14 protein-coding genes are annotated in these 13,635 nt (G+C 39.5%); 9 read left to right on the top strand and 5 right to left on the bottom strand.

The features are described 5' to 3' along the window. Positions 1 to 135: 135 nt before the first annotated feature. A complete protein-coding gene (ndk, locus tag JHE06_RS09635) occupies positions 136 to 537 on the top strand; it encodes a nucleoside-diphosphate kinase (protein WP_201088633.1) in 402 nt (133 codons plus the stop codon). An 80-nt stretch (positions 538 to 617) separates the two neighbouring features. Here ndk and JHE06_RS09640 read toward each other — a convergent pair whose 3' ends face one another. Continuing rightward, positions 618 to 1,370 (bottom strand): SDR family NAD(P)-dependent oxidoreductase, encoded by a 753-nt coding sequence (locus JHE06_RS09640; protein WP_058919141.1) that lies wholly within the window; start codon positions 1,368 to 1,370, stop codon positions 618 to 620. A 119-nt stretch (positions 1,371 to 1,489) separates the two neighbouring features. Between JHE06_RS09640 and JHE06_RS09645 the strand changes: the two genes are divergently transcribed. Continuing rightward, the gene (locus JHE06_RS09645) at positions 1,490 to 1,903 is read left to right on the top strand and encodes a MarR family winged helix-turn-helix transcriptional regulator (RefSeq protein WP_058919142.1); all 414 of its coding nucleotides are present in this window, start codon (positions 1,490 to 1,492) and stop codon (positions 1,901 to 1,903) included. A 70-nt stretch (positions 1,904 to 1,973) separates the two neighbouring features. Continuing rightward, complete coding sequence (uvsE, locus tag JHE06_RS09650; protein WP_201088634.1) at positions 1,974 to 3,224, top strand: UV DNA damage repair endonuclease UvsE; 1,251 nt, start codon at positions 1,974 to 1,976, stop codon at positions 3,222 to 3,224. A gap of 83 nt (positions 3,225 to 3,307) precedes the next feature. Here uvsE and guaA read toward each other — a convergent pair whose 3' ends face one another. Together guaA and coaA are read right to left on the bottom strand one after the other, a co-directional pair. Next, positions 3,308 to 4,864, bottom strand: coding sequence for a glutamine-hydrolyzing GMP synthase (gene guaA, locus JHE06_RS09655; protein ID WP_156413276.1), 1,557 nt, complete (start codon positions 4,862 to 4,864; stop codon positions 3,308 to 3,310). Between the two features lie 124 nt (positions 4,865 to 4,988). Further along, entirely contained in the window at positions 4,989 to 5,912 is a 924-nt protein-coding gene (gene coaA / locus JHE06_RS09660; protein WP_058919149.1) for a type I pantothenate kinase, read from the bottom strand. Positions 5,913 to 6,152: 240 nt separating this feature from the next. Between coaA and JHE06_RS09665 the strand changes: the two genes are divergently transcribed. From JHE06_RS09665 to fni, 6 genes are all read left to right on the top strand, one after another. Then, positions 6,153 to 6,413: a hypothetical protein gene (locus tag JHE06_RS09665; RefSeq protein ID WP_058919150.1), complete on the top strand. Its 261-nt coding sequence runs from the start codon at positions 6,153 to 6,155 to the stop codon at positions 6,411 to 6,413. After that, on the top strand, positions 6,413 to 7,771 hold the full coding sequence (locus JHE06_RS09670) for a tripartite tricarboxylate transporter permease (RefSeq protein ID WP_201088635.1): 1,359 nt from the start codon (positions 6,413 to 6,415) through the stop codon (positions 7,769 to 7,771). Before JHE06_RS09665 ends, JHE06_RS09670 begins: the two co-directional genes overlap by 1 nt. A gap of 100 nt (positions 7,772 to 7,871) precedes the next feature. Next, positions 7,872 to 8,813, top strand: a complete 942-nt coding sequence (gene mvk, locus JHE06_RS09675; RefSeq protein WP_201088636.1) for a mevalonate kinase — start codon at positions 7,872 to 7,874, stop codon at positions 8,811 to 8,813. Continuing rightward, complete coding sequence (mvaD, locus tag JHE06_RS09680; RefSeq protein ID WP_442861664.1) at positions 8,803 to 9,780, top strand: diphosphomevalonate decarboxylase; 978 nt, start codon at positions 8,803 to 8,805, stop codon at positions 9,778 to 9,780. The genes mvk and mvaD overlap by 11 nt, the downstream gene beginning before the upstream one ends. A 46-nt stretch (positions 9,781 to 9,826) precedes the next feature. Next, on the top strand, positions 9,827 to 10,906 hold the full coding sequence (locus tag JHE06_RS09685; RefSeq protein ID WP_201088638.1) for a phosphomevalonate kinase: 1,080 nt from the start codon (positions 9,827 to 9,829) through the stop codon (positions 10,904 to 10,906). Between the two features lie 40 nt (positions 10,907 to 10,946). Next, entirely contained in the window at positions 10,947 to 12,020 is a 1,074-nt protein-coding gene (gene fni / locus JHE06_RS09690) for a type 2 isopentenyl-diphosphate Delta-isomerase (protein WP_201088639.1), read from the top strand. A 206-nt stretch (positions 12,021 to 12,226) separates the two neighbouring features. Here the strand turns inward: fni and JHE06_RS09695 are convergent, their stop codons facing one another. Further along, positions 12,227 to 13,054, bottom strand: coding sequence for a GNAT family N-acetyltransferase (locus tag JHE06_RS09695; RefSeq protein ID WP_058919156.1), 828 nt, complete (start codon positions 13,052 to 13,054; stop codon positions 12,227 to 12,229). 35 nt (positions 13,055 to 13,089) lie between these two features. Continuing rightward, entirely contained in the window at positions 13,090 to 13,626 is a 537-nt protein-coding gene (locus JHE06_RS09700) for an acyl-CoA thioesterase (protein ID WP_201088640.1), read from the bottom strand. Positions 13,627 to 13,635 lie beyond the last annotated feature (9 nt).

Raw genomic sequence — 13,635 nt, forward strand, 5'->3', positions numbered from 1 at the left:
AAGCTTTTTCTATGAGCAAAAAAAATAAGAAGGAAGCGTTTTTATTTTTTTTGCTCAATATATGATTCTCTTCTACACTAAAGAGTATGAACATGTTAATATCATTCTAAGACTACTTTTAGGAGGAGCTTAAAGATGACAGAAAAAACACTTGTATTGTTGAAACCGGATGCGGTGGAACGAAATCTGATTGGAAATATTTTAACCGAATACGAAAGAAATGATTTGAAAGTCACTGATATGAAGTTACTGCAAGCTTCTTCAGAAATGGCAGAAGAACATTATGTAGAACATAAAGGCAAACCTTTCTTTAACAGATTGGTTTCTTATCTTACAAGAAGTCCATTGGTTGCCCTTGTTTTAGAAGGAGAAGATGTGGTTAACCGGGTTCGAACGTTGAATGGAACAACAGACCCTGAAGAATCTGGGGATAATACGATTCGAGCCCTTTACGGTCTTAGTTTATCTGAAAACACAGTACATGCTTCTGATTCGCCAGAAAGTGCTGCAAGAGAACGTTCTCTTTGGTTCGCTTAAAAAGCTACTCTCAATAAAAAAGATTCGCCAAGTTTTAGCTTTGGCAAACCTTTTTTTCGTCTATCTCGGTATCGTTTTATTTAATAAAGTTGAATAGAACCGCCGTCGACCATCAATGTTTGACCGGTCATAAAACTGCTCATATCACTAGCTAAGAAAACAGCTGCTTGTCCGATATCTTTTTGCGGATCGCCCAAACGTTTAAGAGGTATTCGGTCAATCATCGCTTCAAATTCAGCTGGGAACTTCTCTTTCCAATCTTTTACACCTTCAGTTTCTGCAATGGGAGAAATGATATTCACTCGAATGCCTTCTGGTGCCCACTCATTTGCAACTACACGAGACAAACCACGTATGGCTTCTTTACTTGCTGCGTATGAAGCTTGTGTTTCCATTCCCTTCATAGCTGAACCTGATCCAAAGTTGATCACCGCGCCTTTTGTTGCTTTTAAATCTTCATAACAAGCACGCATTAGAAATAACGTGGCTAAAAAGCCAGTTTTAAAAGATAATTCAAACATCTCGTTTGTAGTCTCCATAAAAGCAGCTTGTCGAGATGCATGCGCATTATTAATCAAAACATCGATTTTGCCGAATTTCTTAATAACAGCCGCTCTTATTTCTTTTGCATTTTCTTCTAATGAGATATCTTTTTTTAAAAATAATGCCTGAACGCCCACGCCTTCTAATTCTTTGACAAGTTCTGCACCTTTTTCTTCATTCAAATCGATAATCGCAATATTGGCGCCTTCTGCAGCTAACGCTCTTGATATACCCGCTCCAATACCGCCAGCACCGCCTGTAATAATGGCGACCTTATTCTCTAGTAACATGTAAACTTCCACCCTTCTATTCATGAAAAACTCCATAATTAGTTTAGCGTTAAACTATTGATAAGTAAACTAAAAAGAATTAAACTTAACCTACTATATTAAACAGATGGAGGAAATGGATGATGCATCAAAATTTGGAATTGCTCTACTCAGTCAATCAGTATACACAAACGGTCATGAACCAATGGTCAGCTTCTTTTCCTCACCGAATTAGTATTTCTGCATTGTTAGTCTTAGGTGAATTAAAAACAAAAGGACCGCTAAAACAAGTTACACTGGCTAACTTTTTAAAAGTAACGCCTGGTGCAATGACTAATATAGCTACCATGATCGTAAAAGAAAATTATGCACAACGTATTTATGACGATAAAGACCGTCGCATTACACGATTAGCGATTACTGAACAGGGCTTAGAATTATTAAAAGAAGCTCGTGCTACCGAAGCAAAAATCAATACCAACCTGTTGAACGTTCTTTCGTCAAAAGAAAAAGAAACTTTTTTAAGCCTTTTTCATAAAATCAGTGAGCAGTAAATAGTTCCTATTACCAAAAGCTTTTTTACAACTTTCCATAGAATAGTATATTGTTTAAAAGGAGATGCTTATGAAAATCGGATATGCATGCTTAACACTTGGCGTATACAACACAAACTTTAGAACATGTACACTTAAGACCGCGACGAAAGAAAATCTGTTGAACATTACAGAACACAACTTAGAAACATTAGATAGAATTATAGATTACAACATAAAAATGGGCATTACGCTTTTTAGAATCAGTTCAGATATCATTCCGTTCGGATCAAGCCCTGTCAATAACCTTCCTTGGGATGAAATCTTTAAAGAAAAATTTCGTTTAATCGGCGAAAAATTAAAGCTGGAAAATATCAGAGTATCTATGCACCCTGGACAATACACTGTTTTAAACTCCCCCAATGAAGACGTTGTGAAAAGAGCTGTAGAAGACTTAAACTATCATAATCGATTTTTAAATGCACTTGGGACAGGCAAATCCAGTAAAATCATTTTGCACATTGGAGGCGTATACGGCGATAAAAAAGCAGCTATTGTAAGATTTGGAAAAAACTATCAGCTGTTGAGCCAAGGAGTCAAAAATAGACTCGTCATTGAAAATGATGATAAATCTTACAATATAGGCGATGTATTACAAATTGGCACAGCTAACCGTATTCCTGTAGTGTATGATAATCTTCATAATGAGCTTCTTCCATTTGATAGATCTAAAGATGATCATTATTTTATATCCTTAGTAAATAACACTTGGAAAGCTGATGACGGGGTTCAAAAGATTCACTACTCCCAAGGAGCTCATTTAAAAAGAGCGGGCAGCCATTCTAAAACGATTAATTTAGAAGTGTTCAATGAGTTTTTGAACACTATCCCAGATGTAGATATCATGCTTGAAGTAAAAGATAAAAACCTTTCTGCCGTCAAAGCTAATAATCTGATTGACGGTAATAAAAAAATCAGCCATTTAGAAAAAGAATGGGCTAGATACAAATACAACATACTCGAACACGATCCAAATCGTTATCAAGAGATCAGAAACCTTTTAAAAGGTAAAGAAGGCTATCCTGTGATAGAATTTTATGCGCTTATCGATCAAGCTCTTACTATAGAACCCAGCCAAGGAACACAGATAAACGCTGCATCTCATGTATGGAGCTATTTTAAAGATGAAGCTACAGAAAACGAAAAGAAAAAGTATGCTTCCTATATCGAATCATTAAAAAAAGGAACCTATTCCATAAAGGCTGTAAAAAACCTCTTATTAAAAATGGCAGTAAAATATGAGAGTGACTATTTATTGAACAGCTATTATTTTCATTTTTGAAAGGTTATTAGGAAATAAACTGAAATCATTCCGTAAAAAAATCCTGTAAGTATTGTTTCCAATACTTACAGGATTTTTGTTTGTTATTCCCACTCGATAGTTGCTGGTGGTTTGCTCGTAATATCATACACGATACGGTTGACGTGTGCTACTTCGTTTACGATGCGCACAGAGATCTTTTGCAAGACGTCCCATGGAATACGTGCAAAGTCGCTTGTCATGCCGTCAATCGACGTTACAGCACGAATACCGACTGTATAGTCGTATGTCCGGCCGTCTCCCATGACTCCAACACTGCGGATTCCTGGAAGAACGGTGAAGTATTGCCAAATGTCACGGTCAAGACCTGCTGCTGCAATCTCTTCACGTAAAATAGCATCACTTTCACGAACGATTTCTAATTTTTCTTCTGTCAATTCACCAAGGACACGGATACCTAATCCAGGGCCTGGGAAAGGTTGGCGCCAAACAAGAGCTTCAGGCATGCCTAATTCGATTCCTAATTCACGAACTTCATCTTTAAACAAAGTGTTTAAAGGTTCGATCAATTTAAATTGCATGTCTTCAGGAAGTCCGCCAACGTTGTGGTGTGATTTGATCGTTTGAGCCGTATCGGTTCCACTTTCGATCACATCCGTGTAAAGCGTCCCTTGTGCCAAAAATTCGATACCTTTTAATTTTGTCGCTTCGTCATCAAAAACATAGATAAATTCATTTCCGATGATTTTACGTTTTTGTTCAGGATCGCTGACACCGGCTAATTTATCCATGAAGCGTTTTTTCGCGTCTACACGAATAACGTTTAAGCCGAATTTGCCTTCTAAACTGTCCATTACTTGGTCGCCTTCGTTTTTACGCAACAAGCCGTGGTCAACAAAGATACACGTCAATTGGTCGCCAATGGCTTTTTGCAATAAGACGCCTACAACACTTGAGTCAACTCCGCCGGATAAGGCTAGTAAAACTTTTTTGTCGCCGACTGTTTCACGAATTTTTGCGATTTCAGATTCGATGAAATTGCTGATGCTCCAGTTTCCTTCGCATCCACAGACATTGAAAGTAAAGTTTTTCAACATTTCATTTCCTTGTTCAGTATGGCGAACTTCTGGATGGAATTGAACCGCATGGAAGTTTCTGACAGGATCAAACATTGAAGCGATCGGACAGTGAGGACTCGTTGCTGAAACTTCAAATCCTTCAGGTACATGAGTCACTAAATCGCCATGGCTCATCCAAACCGTTTCTTCTTGTGCTAAAGAATTGAAGACAGGTGCCGTCGAATTTGTAATGTCGATGCTGGCTTTGCCGTATTCACGGTTTGAACTAGATTTAACTGTTCCGCCTAGTGCTGTTGTCATTAGCTGCATTCCATAACAGATCCCTAAAATAGGAATACCCATTTCGAAAATTTTTGGGTCGATAGAATAAGCTCCTTCGTCATAAACACTCATTGGCCCACCTGAGAAGATGATTCCTTTTGCATTCATTTTGCTTAATTCTTCAGCTGTCGTTTTGTGAGAAATCAATTCAGAATACACTCCAAATTCACGAATACGTCGTGTAATCAATTGATTGTATTGGCTCCCAAAATCAAGCACGATAATTTTTTCAACTTCCGTTAAATCAGTAACAATTGCCACGCAGTTCACCTCATCTAATATTTTTTGTTCATTAAACCGTTTATCTTATAAACTCTACTTGGGTACATTGTATCGGCTCTAGCGATACAGGTCAATATACCGAAAACGCTTTTCTGCTTTTTTTTTAGTATTTTCGCAGTAATAGTTGGTCAATAACGTGATTTCCGCTCTTATGAATGATCAAATCAGCTCGATTTCGTGTCGGCAGGATGTATTCCGTCAAATTCCGCAAGTTGACTCTTTTCCAAACATCCCGAGCCATGGCAAATGCATCTTCACGATTGCCTTGGGCATAAGAATAATAATAGTTGTCAGGTTTGGTAAAAGCTGTATCTAACAACAAGCCAAATCGTTCTAAGTACCATTTTTCGATCTGTGCGGGTTCAGCATCCACATATACCGAAAAATCAAAGAAATCACTCACATAAATTTGCTCATTAGCGGGCAATTGCAAGATGTTGATTCCTTCCACGATCAAAATGTCTGGCTGGTTCAAGATATGGTATTCTCCTTCTACAATATCATAAACTTCATGCGAATAAACAGGAGAAACCATGTTTTCTTTTCCATTTTTGATATCGCCTAAAAAAGAGATCAATCGAGGCATATCATAACTTTCCGGAAATCCTTTACGATCCATTAAATTTTCTTTCAATAAAACCTCATTCGGGTAAAGAAAACCATCTGTCGTGATCATTTCAACGGTTTTATTTTTATAGACACGTGACAGCATCATTTGCAGCAAGCGTGCGGTCGTGCTTTTTCCCACAGCTACACTCCCTGCTATCCCGATAATATAAGGTTTCTTTTTAACTGCTTGTCCCAAAAAATTATTTTTTTGAGCTTGCAGTTGTTCATAATGCTTCATATAGATAGATAAAAGTTGTACGATGGGAACGTAAACTTCTTCCACGTCTGTTAGAGATATACGGTCATTTAATCCGGTCAGTTCTTCTAATTCTTGGTGGCTTAAAGGTGCGGCAGTATTTTTATTCAATTCTTTCCATTCATTTCGTTCAATAATATGAAACGTTGCTGATTCTTTCATCTAATAAGCCTCCAAGTTTCTTAAACTTCCGCATAATTGTACCAAAGAAAACATCTTTTTTATAGCTTTCTATGAAAATCCCTTTAAAACCAGCATTCGTCTTAAAAGAAACTTAACTAGTCTTTTTTGTTTCATTTAGTGTACTATAGTTTTGTTGGGAATTCTCTCAACTTTTTTTGTGAGGTTAGTGACACTTGCTGTTTTGAAGGAGTAAGAAACAGTATAAAGGAGAGTGTAAAAATGAAAGAAAAAAAAGACTTGGTTGAAATTTGGGGCGATGTTGTTGAACTTCGTAGTTTAGTATTGGCTATTTGTATTTCAAGCGGCTCAACGATGGGCGCTTTTTTCCTTGCTCCGAGCGATGACCAGACCAAACAGCTTTTTTTTGGTTTAGCAGGCGCAGTGATTGGTTTTATTATTTCAACCGTCTTTATTAAACCCAAACGGATTCTTAAAACGGATGAAAACCAACAAACTAACGGACAAGGAGAACACGATTGATGGATATTATTTTATTGTTTCAAATGGTTGTCGCTTCTTTAGCGGCGGTCGCATTGTATACCTTTATTGGGTTTGTTCCCGGTACGGATGAAACCTCCGTTCTAGTGCCCGTTTCATTAGCATTGATTTTGGCTGGAACGCCGCCGATCATCATTTTAACTTTTTTCATATCAGCTATCATAACTTTAAATTTAACTAATTCGATGCCTACTGCTCTGGTTGGATTACCGGGCGGCGTTTTATCCAGCCCTATGATCGAACACGCCTTATACTTAAAAAATCGAGGTTTATCCACGATTACGATCAAAAAGATGGCTGCCGGTTCGCTTATTGGAACGGCCATTTCAATCCCTGTCGCATTAGTGCTGGCTAACCTATTAGCCCCTTTTGCTGCGACGATCCAACCTTATGCATCGCTGCTCTTTGTTCTCGGTGCTATTTTTTTGTCTTTGATCGGAAAACATAAACTATTAGCTCTTTTCAGCATCATCCCCTTAGCGTTATTGTTTCAAAGTTTGCGTTATCTATATTGGGGCACCGGCGTAGTCCCAGCAGATACCAATATTACAACATCTTTTTTTCTGGGCATCACGATCGGCCCATTGATTATTTCGCTTTTTTCTTTATTAAACAAAGAAAGCCGCACCGACATGCTGACCGACAAATTAAAGGTCATCACCATCCCAAAAAACTTAAATGAAGAAAAGACATTAAACCCTTTTAAAATTTTAACCAAACAGGAAGTCACGTCTGCTTCATTGGCGTCTTTTTTCTCGAACTTTTTATTTGTTTTAAGCCCTGTTGGATTAATTATTTTATTTGGTGAAGCCGTTGCGAATCGTAAGAAAGACCCTATCGAAAAAGCGTCAACTGCGGTTACAACAATGAGTGCTTTAGCTCATTCAACTTACTTATCTGGAATCATCATTCCTTTGATTGCTTTGGGCATTCCTTTATCGCCTACATCAATTGGACCCGGGAGTGCTCTCTTTAACGCACCGCCTGTTTTCACAGTCGATCACAATTTGCACCATCTCTTAAGTCGTGCCGATTTCACTTGGGCTATCTTGGTTGGAGCAGTGATCTCAAGTGCCATTTCTTATTTTATTATTATTCGGTATGCGGGAAAAATTTCGCAATTTGTTTTAACAAAAATCCCACATGAAGCTGTTTTAGGGTTGTTCATTTCATTCATTTTGCTATTGGCCTATATGGACGCCGGCTTGATTAATATCTTTGGAGTATTGTTAATTGGTATTACCTGTGGGACACTGAATAAGATGGGCGTAAATTACGGCATTCAATTTATGACGCTCTACGCTGCGCCATGGATTATTGAAAAACTAGCTAGTCTGTAAAAGCTTTATAACTAGGAAAGGAACCAGCCTTTGATGGCTGCTTTCTTTCATTTGCTTTTTCTATTTGCTGGTTAGATGAAACAAAAAAAGGAGTAATATCATGAAAGCAACAGGTACATCAAACGGAAAAATCATTTTAATGGGGGAACATTCCGTCGTTTACGGCGAACCTGCTGTGGCCCTCCCCTTCCTAGCAACATCCATTGAAACGACTGTCACAAAAACTTCAGGAACTGTCACTTTAGACTGCGTATTTTATCAAGGCGCCCTTTCTAAAGCTCCTGAACGTTTGCTTAATTTAGTGGCCGTTATCACTGAAACAGCGGCTCGATTGAATCAGCCGCTGCAAGACTTTAACATCACCATTAAGAGTACCATTCCTCCAGAAAGAGGCATGGGTTCTAGCGCAGCTGTAGCTGTGGCAACCATTCGTGCACTTTATCGTTTTTTTGAAGAACCGTTATCTCATGGAGTATTATTGGAATTGACCAATATCTCAGAAACAATTGCGCACGGCAATCCAAGCGGTTTAGATGCCGCCATGACGAGCGGACAAGACCCGCTTTTCTTTATTAAAGGCCAACCTTTCGTGCCTTTTCCGCTTAACCTGACCGCTTATCTAGTCGTTGCCGATACGGGTATTTCCGGGCAAACTAAAGAAGCAGTCAATAGTATCGCTGATTTGTATAAAACAGCTCCAGAACTGACACATACCGCAATCGCAACTTTAGGCCGCTTAGCTGAACAAGCTAAAGTTGCAATTGAAGGCAATAAACCTGTAGAATTGGGCGTGCATATGAACCAAGCTCATGAACAGCTAGCCTTTTTGGGCGTCAGCAACCGTATGTTGGATGATTTGGTCCAAGTTGCTGTGAAAACTGGAGCTTTAGGCGCCAAACTGACCGGTGGCGGTCGTGGAGGGTGCATGATTGCTTTGGCAGCTGATAAAGAAACTGCTGCTGCTGTTTCTAGTGCTTTGCTAGATGCAGGTGCAGTCAATACTTGGACTTACCAAATGGGAGATGACAAACGTGACGATTGAGAAAAAAGTTCGTGCGTACACGAATATTGCTTTGATCAAATATTGGGGCAAACGGGATGAAGCAGCTATTTTGCCAACGAGCAGCAGTCTTTCTTTGACACTGGATGCTTTTTATACAGAAACTTCTGTAGCTTTTAAAGAAGACATAACCCAAGATACATTTTACTTAAATGGCGTTTTACAAAATGAAGCAGCGACTCAAAAAGTCAGTCGCTTTTTAAAGTTGTTTAGAGAGCCAACTGGCATCCAAACGCCGGCTTTGATCAAAAGCACCAACTTTGTGCCTACCGCTGCCGGCTTAGCTTCTTCAGCTTCTGGGATGGCTGCTTTGGCCGGAGCGGCTAATTTAGCCAGCGGGTTAAATTTACCAGACCAAGAATTATCAACCTACGCGCGCAGAGGATCCGGTTCAGCTACTCGCAGTATCTATGGCGGATTTGTTGAATGGCAAATGGGTACTTCTTCAGAAGATTCTTATGCTGTTCCGATTGATGACGCAAACTGGGATATCGGTATGCTCGTTGTGGTCGTCAATAGCCGTCAAAAAGAAGTGTCTAGTCGGGATGGTATGAAAAACACCGTCGAAACTTCCCCTTTTTACGCGGGCTGGCTGGAGAGCACGGCTAAAGATTTGATCGAGATCAAAAAAGCGATTCATTCACATGATTTTCAAAAAGTTGGCGAAATAACTGAGAGCAACGGCATGAAAATGCATGGAACGATGTTAGGGGCTAACCCGCCGCTTTCTTATTGGGAACCCGATAGCGTCGTTGCGATGCAATTAGTGCGTCAATTGCGAAAAGAAGGCATTCCTTGCTACTTTACAATGGATGCTGGACCAAATGTCAAAGTCTTGTGCCGATTGAGCGACAGTGAAAAAATCAAGGCTCGTTTCGCCGAAGTCTTCCGGACTGAACAATTGATCGTTTCGCGTCCTGGAAAAGGGCTTCAAATCATGTCTAATTAATTTTATACCGGCAATTTTTTGAAGTTGCTTAAGGAGGAGTCTTTAAATGATCGAAGTTTCTGCGCCTGGAAAGTTATATATTGCAGGTGAGTATGCGGTTGTTGAACCTGGTCACCCTGCCATTTTGGTAGCTATTGATCAGTTCATCACGGTATCATTAGAAAAAACAGAAAATGTTGGCAGTATCACTTCTTTTCAATATGGTAATTTACCTGTTTTATGGAGAAGACAAAATGATTTATTGGTATTAGATAAACGGGAGAACCCTTTTCACTATATTTTAGCGGCTATCAATGTGACAGAAAGTTACGCCAAAGAACTCGGCAAAGAACTGTCTTTTTACAGCTTAATGGTCGACAGTGAGTTGGACAGTTCTAATGGCCGCAAGTACGGTTTAGGTTCCAGTGCTGCTGTAACTGTTGCGACTGTACAAGCTCTTTGTCAGTATTATGACTTAGGGGCTAATAATGAAACGATTTTCAAACTAGCAGCACTAGCTCATCTTTCCGTAAAAAGCAATGGCTCTTGTGGCGATGTTGCTGCAAGCGTTTATGGAGGCTGGTTGGCATTCACGACTTTTGATCGTGAATGGGTGTTGAAACAGCAAGAACAAAACCAAAGTGTCAAAACGCTGATCGAACGAGAATGGCCTCATCTCTCGATTACACCTTTAACGCCTCCTTTGGATTTGCGTTTGGTAATCGGCTGGACAGGCTCACCGGCTTCAACGTCTCATTTGGTTGATGAAGTAACCAACCAGCGCAGCCGCGACAAACAAGCGTACGAAGTATTTTTAAAAGAAAGCGCGCTGTGTGTCAATCGGATGATCGAAGCTTTTCAAGCAGGCGATATTAAAGCCATTCAAACACAAATTAGAAAAAATCGTGAATTATTAGTTCAAATGAGCAAAGACACTGGTGTCACCATTGAGACTCCAGCTTTGACCCAATTGTGCGAGGTAGCTGAAACATACAATGGTGCAGCTAAATCCTCGGGTGCAGGCGGCGGCGATTGCGGAATTGTTTTATTCGACCGTAAAGAAGGGCTGCTCTCTTTAATGACCGCTTGGGAAGAAAAAGACATTACCAATTTGCCGCTCCATGTTTACACAAAGGCTGAAAAGTAGTGTCTGAATCATCATATTTTAGATAGAAGGAGTGACGTTAATGGAGCCGAAAAACAATCGAAAAAATGAGCATGTTTCTTTGGGAATGAATTTTTTTCAAAAGGATCAGCAGACAGATTTTGATGCTTTACGTTATGTTCATCATTCTTTTCCCGAGTTAGCGGTTGAAGAAGTGGACCTCTCTACTTCATTTGCAACCTTTCAATTGAAGTACCCTTTTTACATTAACGCCATGACTGGCGGCAGCGATTGGACGAAAAAAATCAACCAAAAATTAGCGATCGTTGCACGCGAAACCGGGATCGCCATGGCTTCTGGTTCTGTCAGTGCCGCTCTAAAAGATCCGGCTGTGCTGGACAGCTTTCAAATTATTCGTGAAGTTAACCCTACTGGACTAGTTTTTGCTAATTTGGGAGCCGGTCAAACCGTAGAAAACGCAAAAAAAGCTATCGACTTATTAAAAGCCGACGCTTTACAAATCCATATCAATGCTCCGCAAGAATTGATCATGCCTGAAGGAGATCGGGACTTTTCGAATTGGCTGCCGCAATTGGCTGCAATAGTGGCAGCTGTCGAAGTTCCTGTCATTGCTAAAGAAGTAGGTTTTGGCATGAGCCGTGAAACCATTGCTCAATTGCGCGCTGCTAAAGTAGCTACTATTGATATCAGCGGCCAAGGCGGAACGAATTTTGCTCAAATTGAAAATTACCGCCGTAAAACAAATAAACTGGATTACTTGGAAAACTGGGGACAATCCACCGTTATTTCGTTATTGGAAGCTCAATCTCACTTGGAAAGCGTTGAAATACTAGCTTCCGGCGGAATACGCCACCCTCTGGATATCGTAAAAGCTCTCTCTTTAGGAGCAAAAGCGGTTGGCATTTCCGGTCTACTCTTGCATATGATCATTAAAGATGGCGTTGATGAAACGATCGTTCAAGTTAATCATTGGAAAGATGAATTAAGAACCATTATGACGCTGCTAGGCAAAAAAACAATTGCTGAACTGCAGCAAACGGATCTTATTTTAACCGGTGAAGTAAAAGATTGGTGTCAAGCACGCGAAATCACTTATAAAAATTTTGCGACCCGTTCAACTCTTCCCAAAAAATAATACTGAATTGAATAATGACTAACTCTCTTTTTTGATGTTTGTTTCAACAAGCACACAACAAAATGGGGAGTTTTTTGTCTTTGTTTACTAAAGCTACCCCGTATACTCAATTGAATTAAAAATGATTCAGATAGCAACAAAAAAAGCTTGAAACATTCCCAGTTTGAAAAGGAAGGTGTTTCAAGCTTTTTTAGGTTCAGAAGCCTTTAAGTGGTTAATTCTTCAAACAATGTTTTCTTGTCTTTTTCTTCTCTCGGCTTTAACATACTCCATTTCAACTCAGTATCTTGAAAACCTAAACGGTGATACAGTCTGCCTGCGCTAGCATCGCTATAAAACAAGCAAGCTTTTTTACCTTTTTGCTGACAATGCTGCACAAGCGAAGCGATGATGGCTGAAGCATACCCATTGCCTCGTTCTGATTCAATCGTTCCTATATCAATGATCATTCCAGCTTCGGCTGTTTCTACGGCCAAACGTCCAGCAGAAAGAATTTCTCCATTATCGTTTTTGATTACGTGAATCAAAATTGTGTCTGCATTCATTGCTTCTAATAAAGGCAGCTCTTGCTCGGTTGTTTTCCCAAAACATTCCTGTTGAAACGTTAAGTAAGCAGGTATACCAATTTTTTTCAGTGGTTCTACTAAATCAATATTTTTGGGACTTTCCAGTAAATCTTGACATAAAGCTATTGTGGTTTCTGTCAATTCTAATTCAGGTAAAAATTCAGCATACTGTTCAATGGTCGAACTTGCACCGCTAACAGCAGTGATTTCATCTAAACTTTGCAGCAAAGGCAGGAACGTTTCAAACCCGTCAAAATTTTCTCCATGAACAGGAATGACATTTTCTTTATATCTTAACAAAATCCCAGTAATTTGACTGCTGTCATCTGTGTAAGCCCAGACATCTTGATCAAGTGAATCAAATCCATATGTTTCGATGTTTCCAATCACAAATAAATTCATGATGGGGTCAACCGCTAAAAAGTTGAGCAGCAGCTCTCGATGATCTTCAATGCATTTATAAATCAACGCTATCCCTCCTGATGAATCGACTGTTTATTTTTTTATGCTTCCCAAGGAGCTTCATAAGAAATCGCATTGGCAAAGCGTTCGTTAAAATCACGATTGTTGATGCGCTTTTCACGACGTTGCTGGTAACCTTCACAGACTAATCGTTCTTCTTCTGTCGTCGGTTCAATTAAAGGGACGAGTACATTTGGATGCAACTCTGTTTTCATGGATACAAACGTAACGAAACTAGTAGCCGCTAAATAGCGTTCTCCAGTCATCAAGTCTTCTCCCATAATTTTACAAAATACTTCCATTGATGATTTCCCCACTCCGGATACATAACTTTCAATGCAAACCGAATGATTTCCATAAATAGGATGTAAGAAATCAAGAGAGTCCATTGAAGCTGTAACGGTTACACCACGTGAATGACGTGCAGCTGAAATAGATGCTGTATTGTCAATCAAGCTCATTAAATTTCCGCCAAATAAAGTTTGGTGATGGTTTAAATCGGATGGCAAAACGCGATGCGTTTGCACTACCTTTGTCTGAATGCATTTTTTAGTTTCTCGTTTCATTTTTTCAGTCATTCTCTTTCC

It is taken from the genome of Carnobacterium sp. CS13, from assembly GCF_016653495.1.
GTDB lineage: Bacteria > Bacillota > Bacilli > Lactobacillales > Carnobacteriaceae > Carnobacterium_A > Carnobacterium_A antarcticum.

What these genes read in the sequence shown, in the direction of transcription:
- ndk (WP_201088633.1), top strand. Translation starts at nt 136, where the DNA reads ATGACAGAAAAAACACTTGTATTGTTGAAACCGGATGCGGTGGAACGA.
- JHE06_RS09640 (WP_058919141.1), bottom strand. Translation starts at nt 1,370, where the DNA reads ATGTTACTAGAGAATAAGGTCGCCATTATTACAGGCGGTGCTGGCGGT.
- JHE06_RS09645 (WP_058919142.1), top strand. Translation starts at nt 1,490, where the DNA reads ATGATGCATCAAAATTTGGAATTGCTCTACTCAGTCAATCAGTATACA.
- uvsE (WP_201088634.1), top strand. Translation starts at nt 1,974, where the DNA reads ATGAAAATCGGATATGCATGCTTAACACTTGGCGTATACAACACAAAC.
- coaA (WP_058919149.1), bottom strand. Translation starts at nt 5,912, where the DNA reads ATGAAAGAATCAGCAACGTTTCATATTATTGAACGAAATGAATGGAAA.
- JHE06_RS09665 (WP_058919150.1), top strand. Translation starts at nt 6,153, where the DNA reads ATGAAAGAAAAAAAAGACTTGGTTGAAATTTGGGGCGATGTTGTTGAA.
- JHE06_RS09670 (WP_201088635.1), top strand. Translation starts at nt 6,413, where the DNA reads ATGGATATTATTTTATTGTTTCAAATGGTTGTCGCTTCTTTAGCGGCG.
- mvk (WP_201088636.1), top strand. Translation starts at nt 7,872, where the DNA reads ATGAAAGCAACAGGTACATCAAACGGAAAAATCATTTTAATGGGGGAA.
- JHE06_RS09685 (WP_201088638.1), top strand. Translation starts at nt 9,827, where the DNA reads ATGATCGAAGTTTCTGCGCCTGGAAAGTTATATATTGCAGGTGAGTAT.
- fni (WP_201088639.1), top strand. Translation starts at nt 10,947, where the DNA reads ATGGAGCCGAAAAACAATCGAAAAAATGAGCATGTTTCTTTGGGAATG.
- JHE06_RS09700 (WP_201088640.1), bottom strand. Translation starts at nt 13,626, where the DNA reads ATGACTGAAAAAATGAAACGAGAAACTAAAAAATGCATTCAGACAAAG.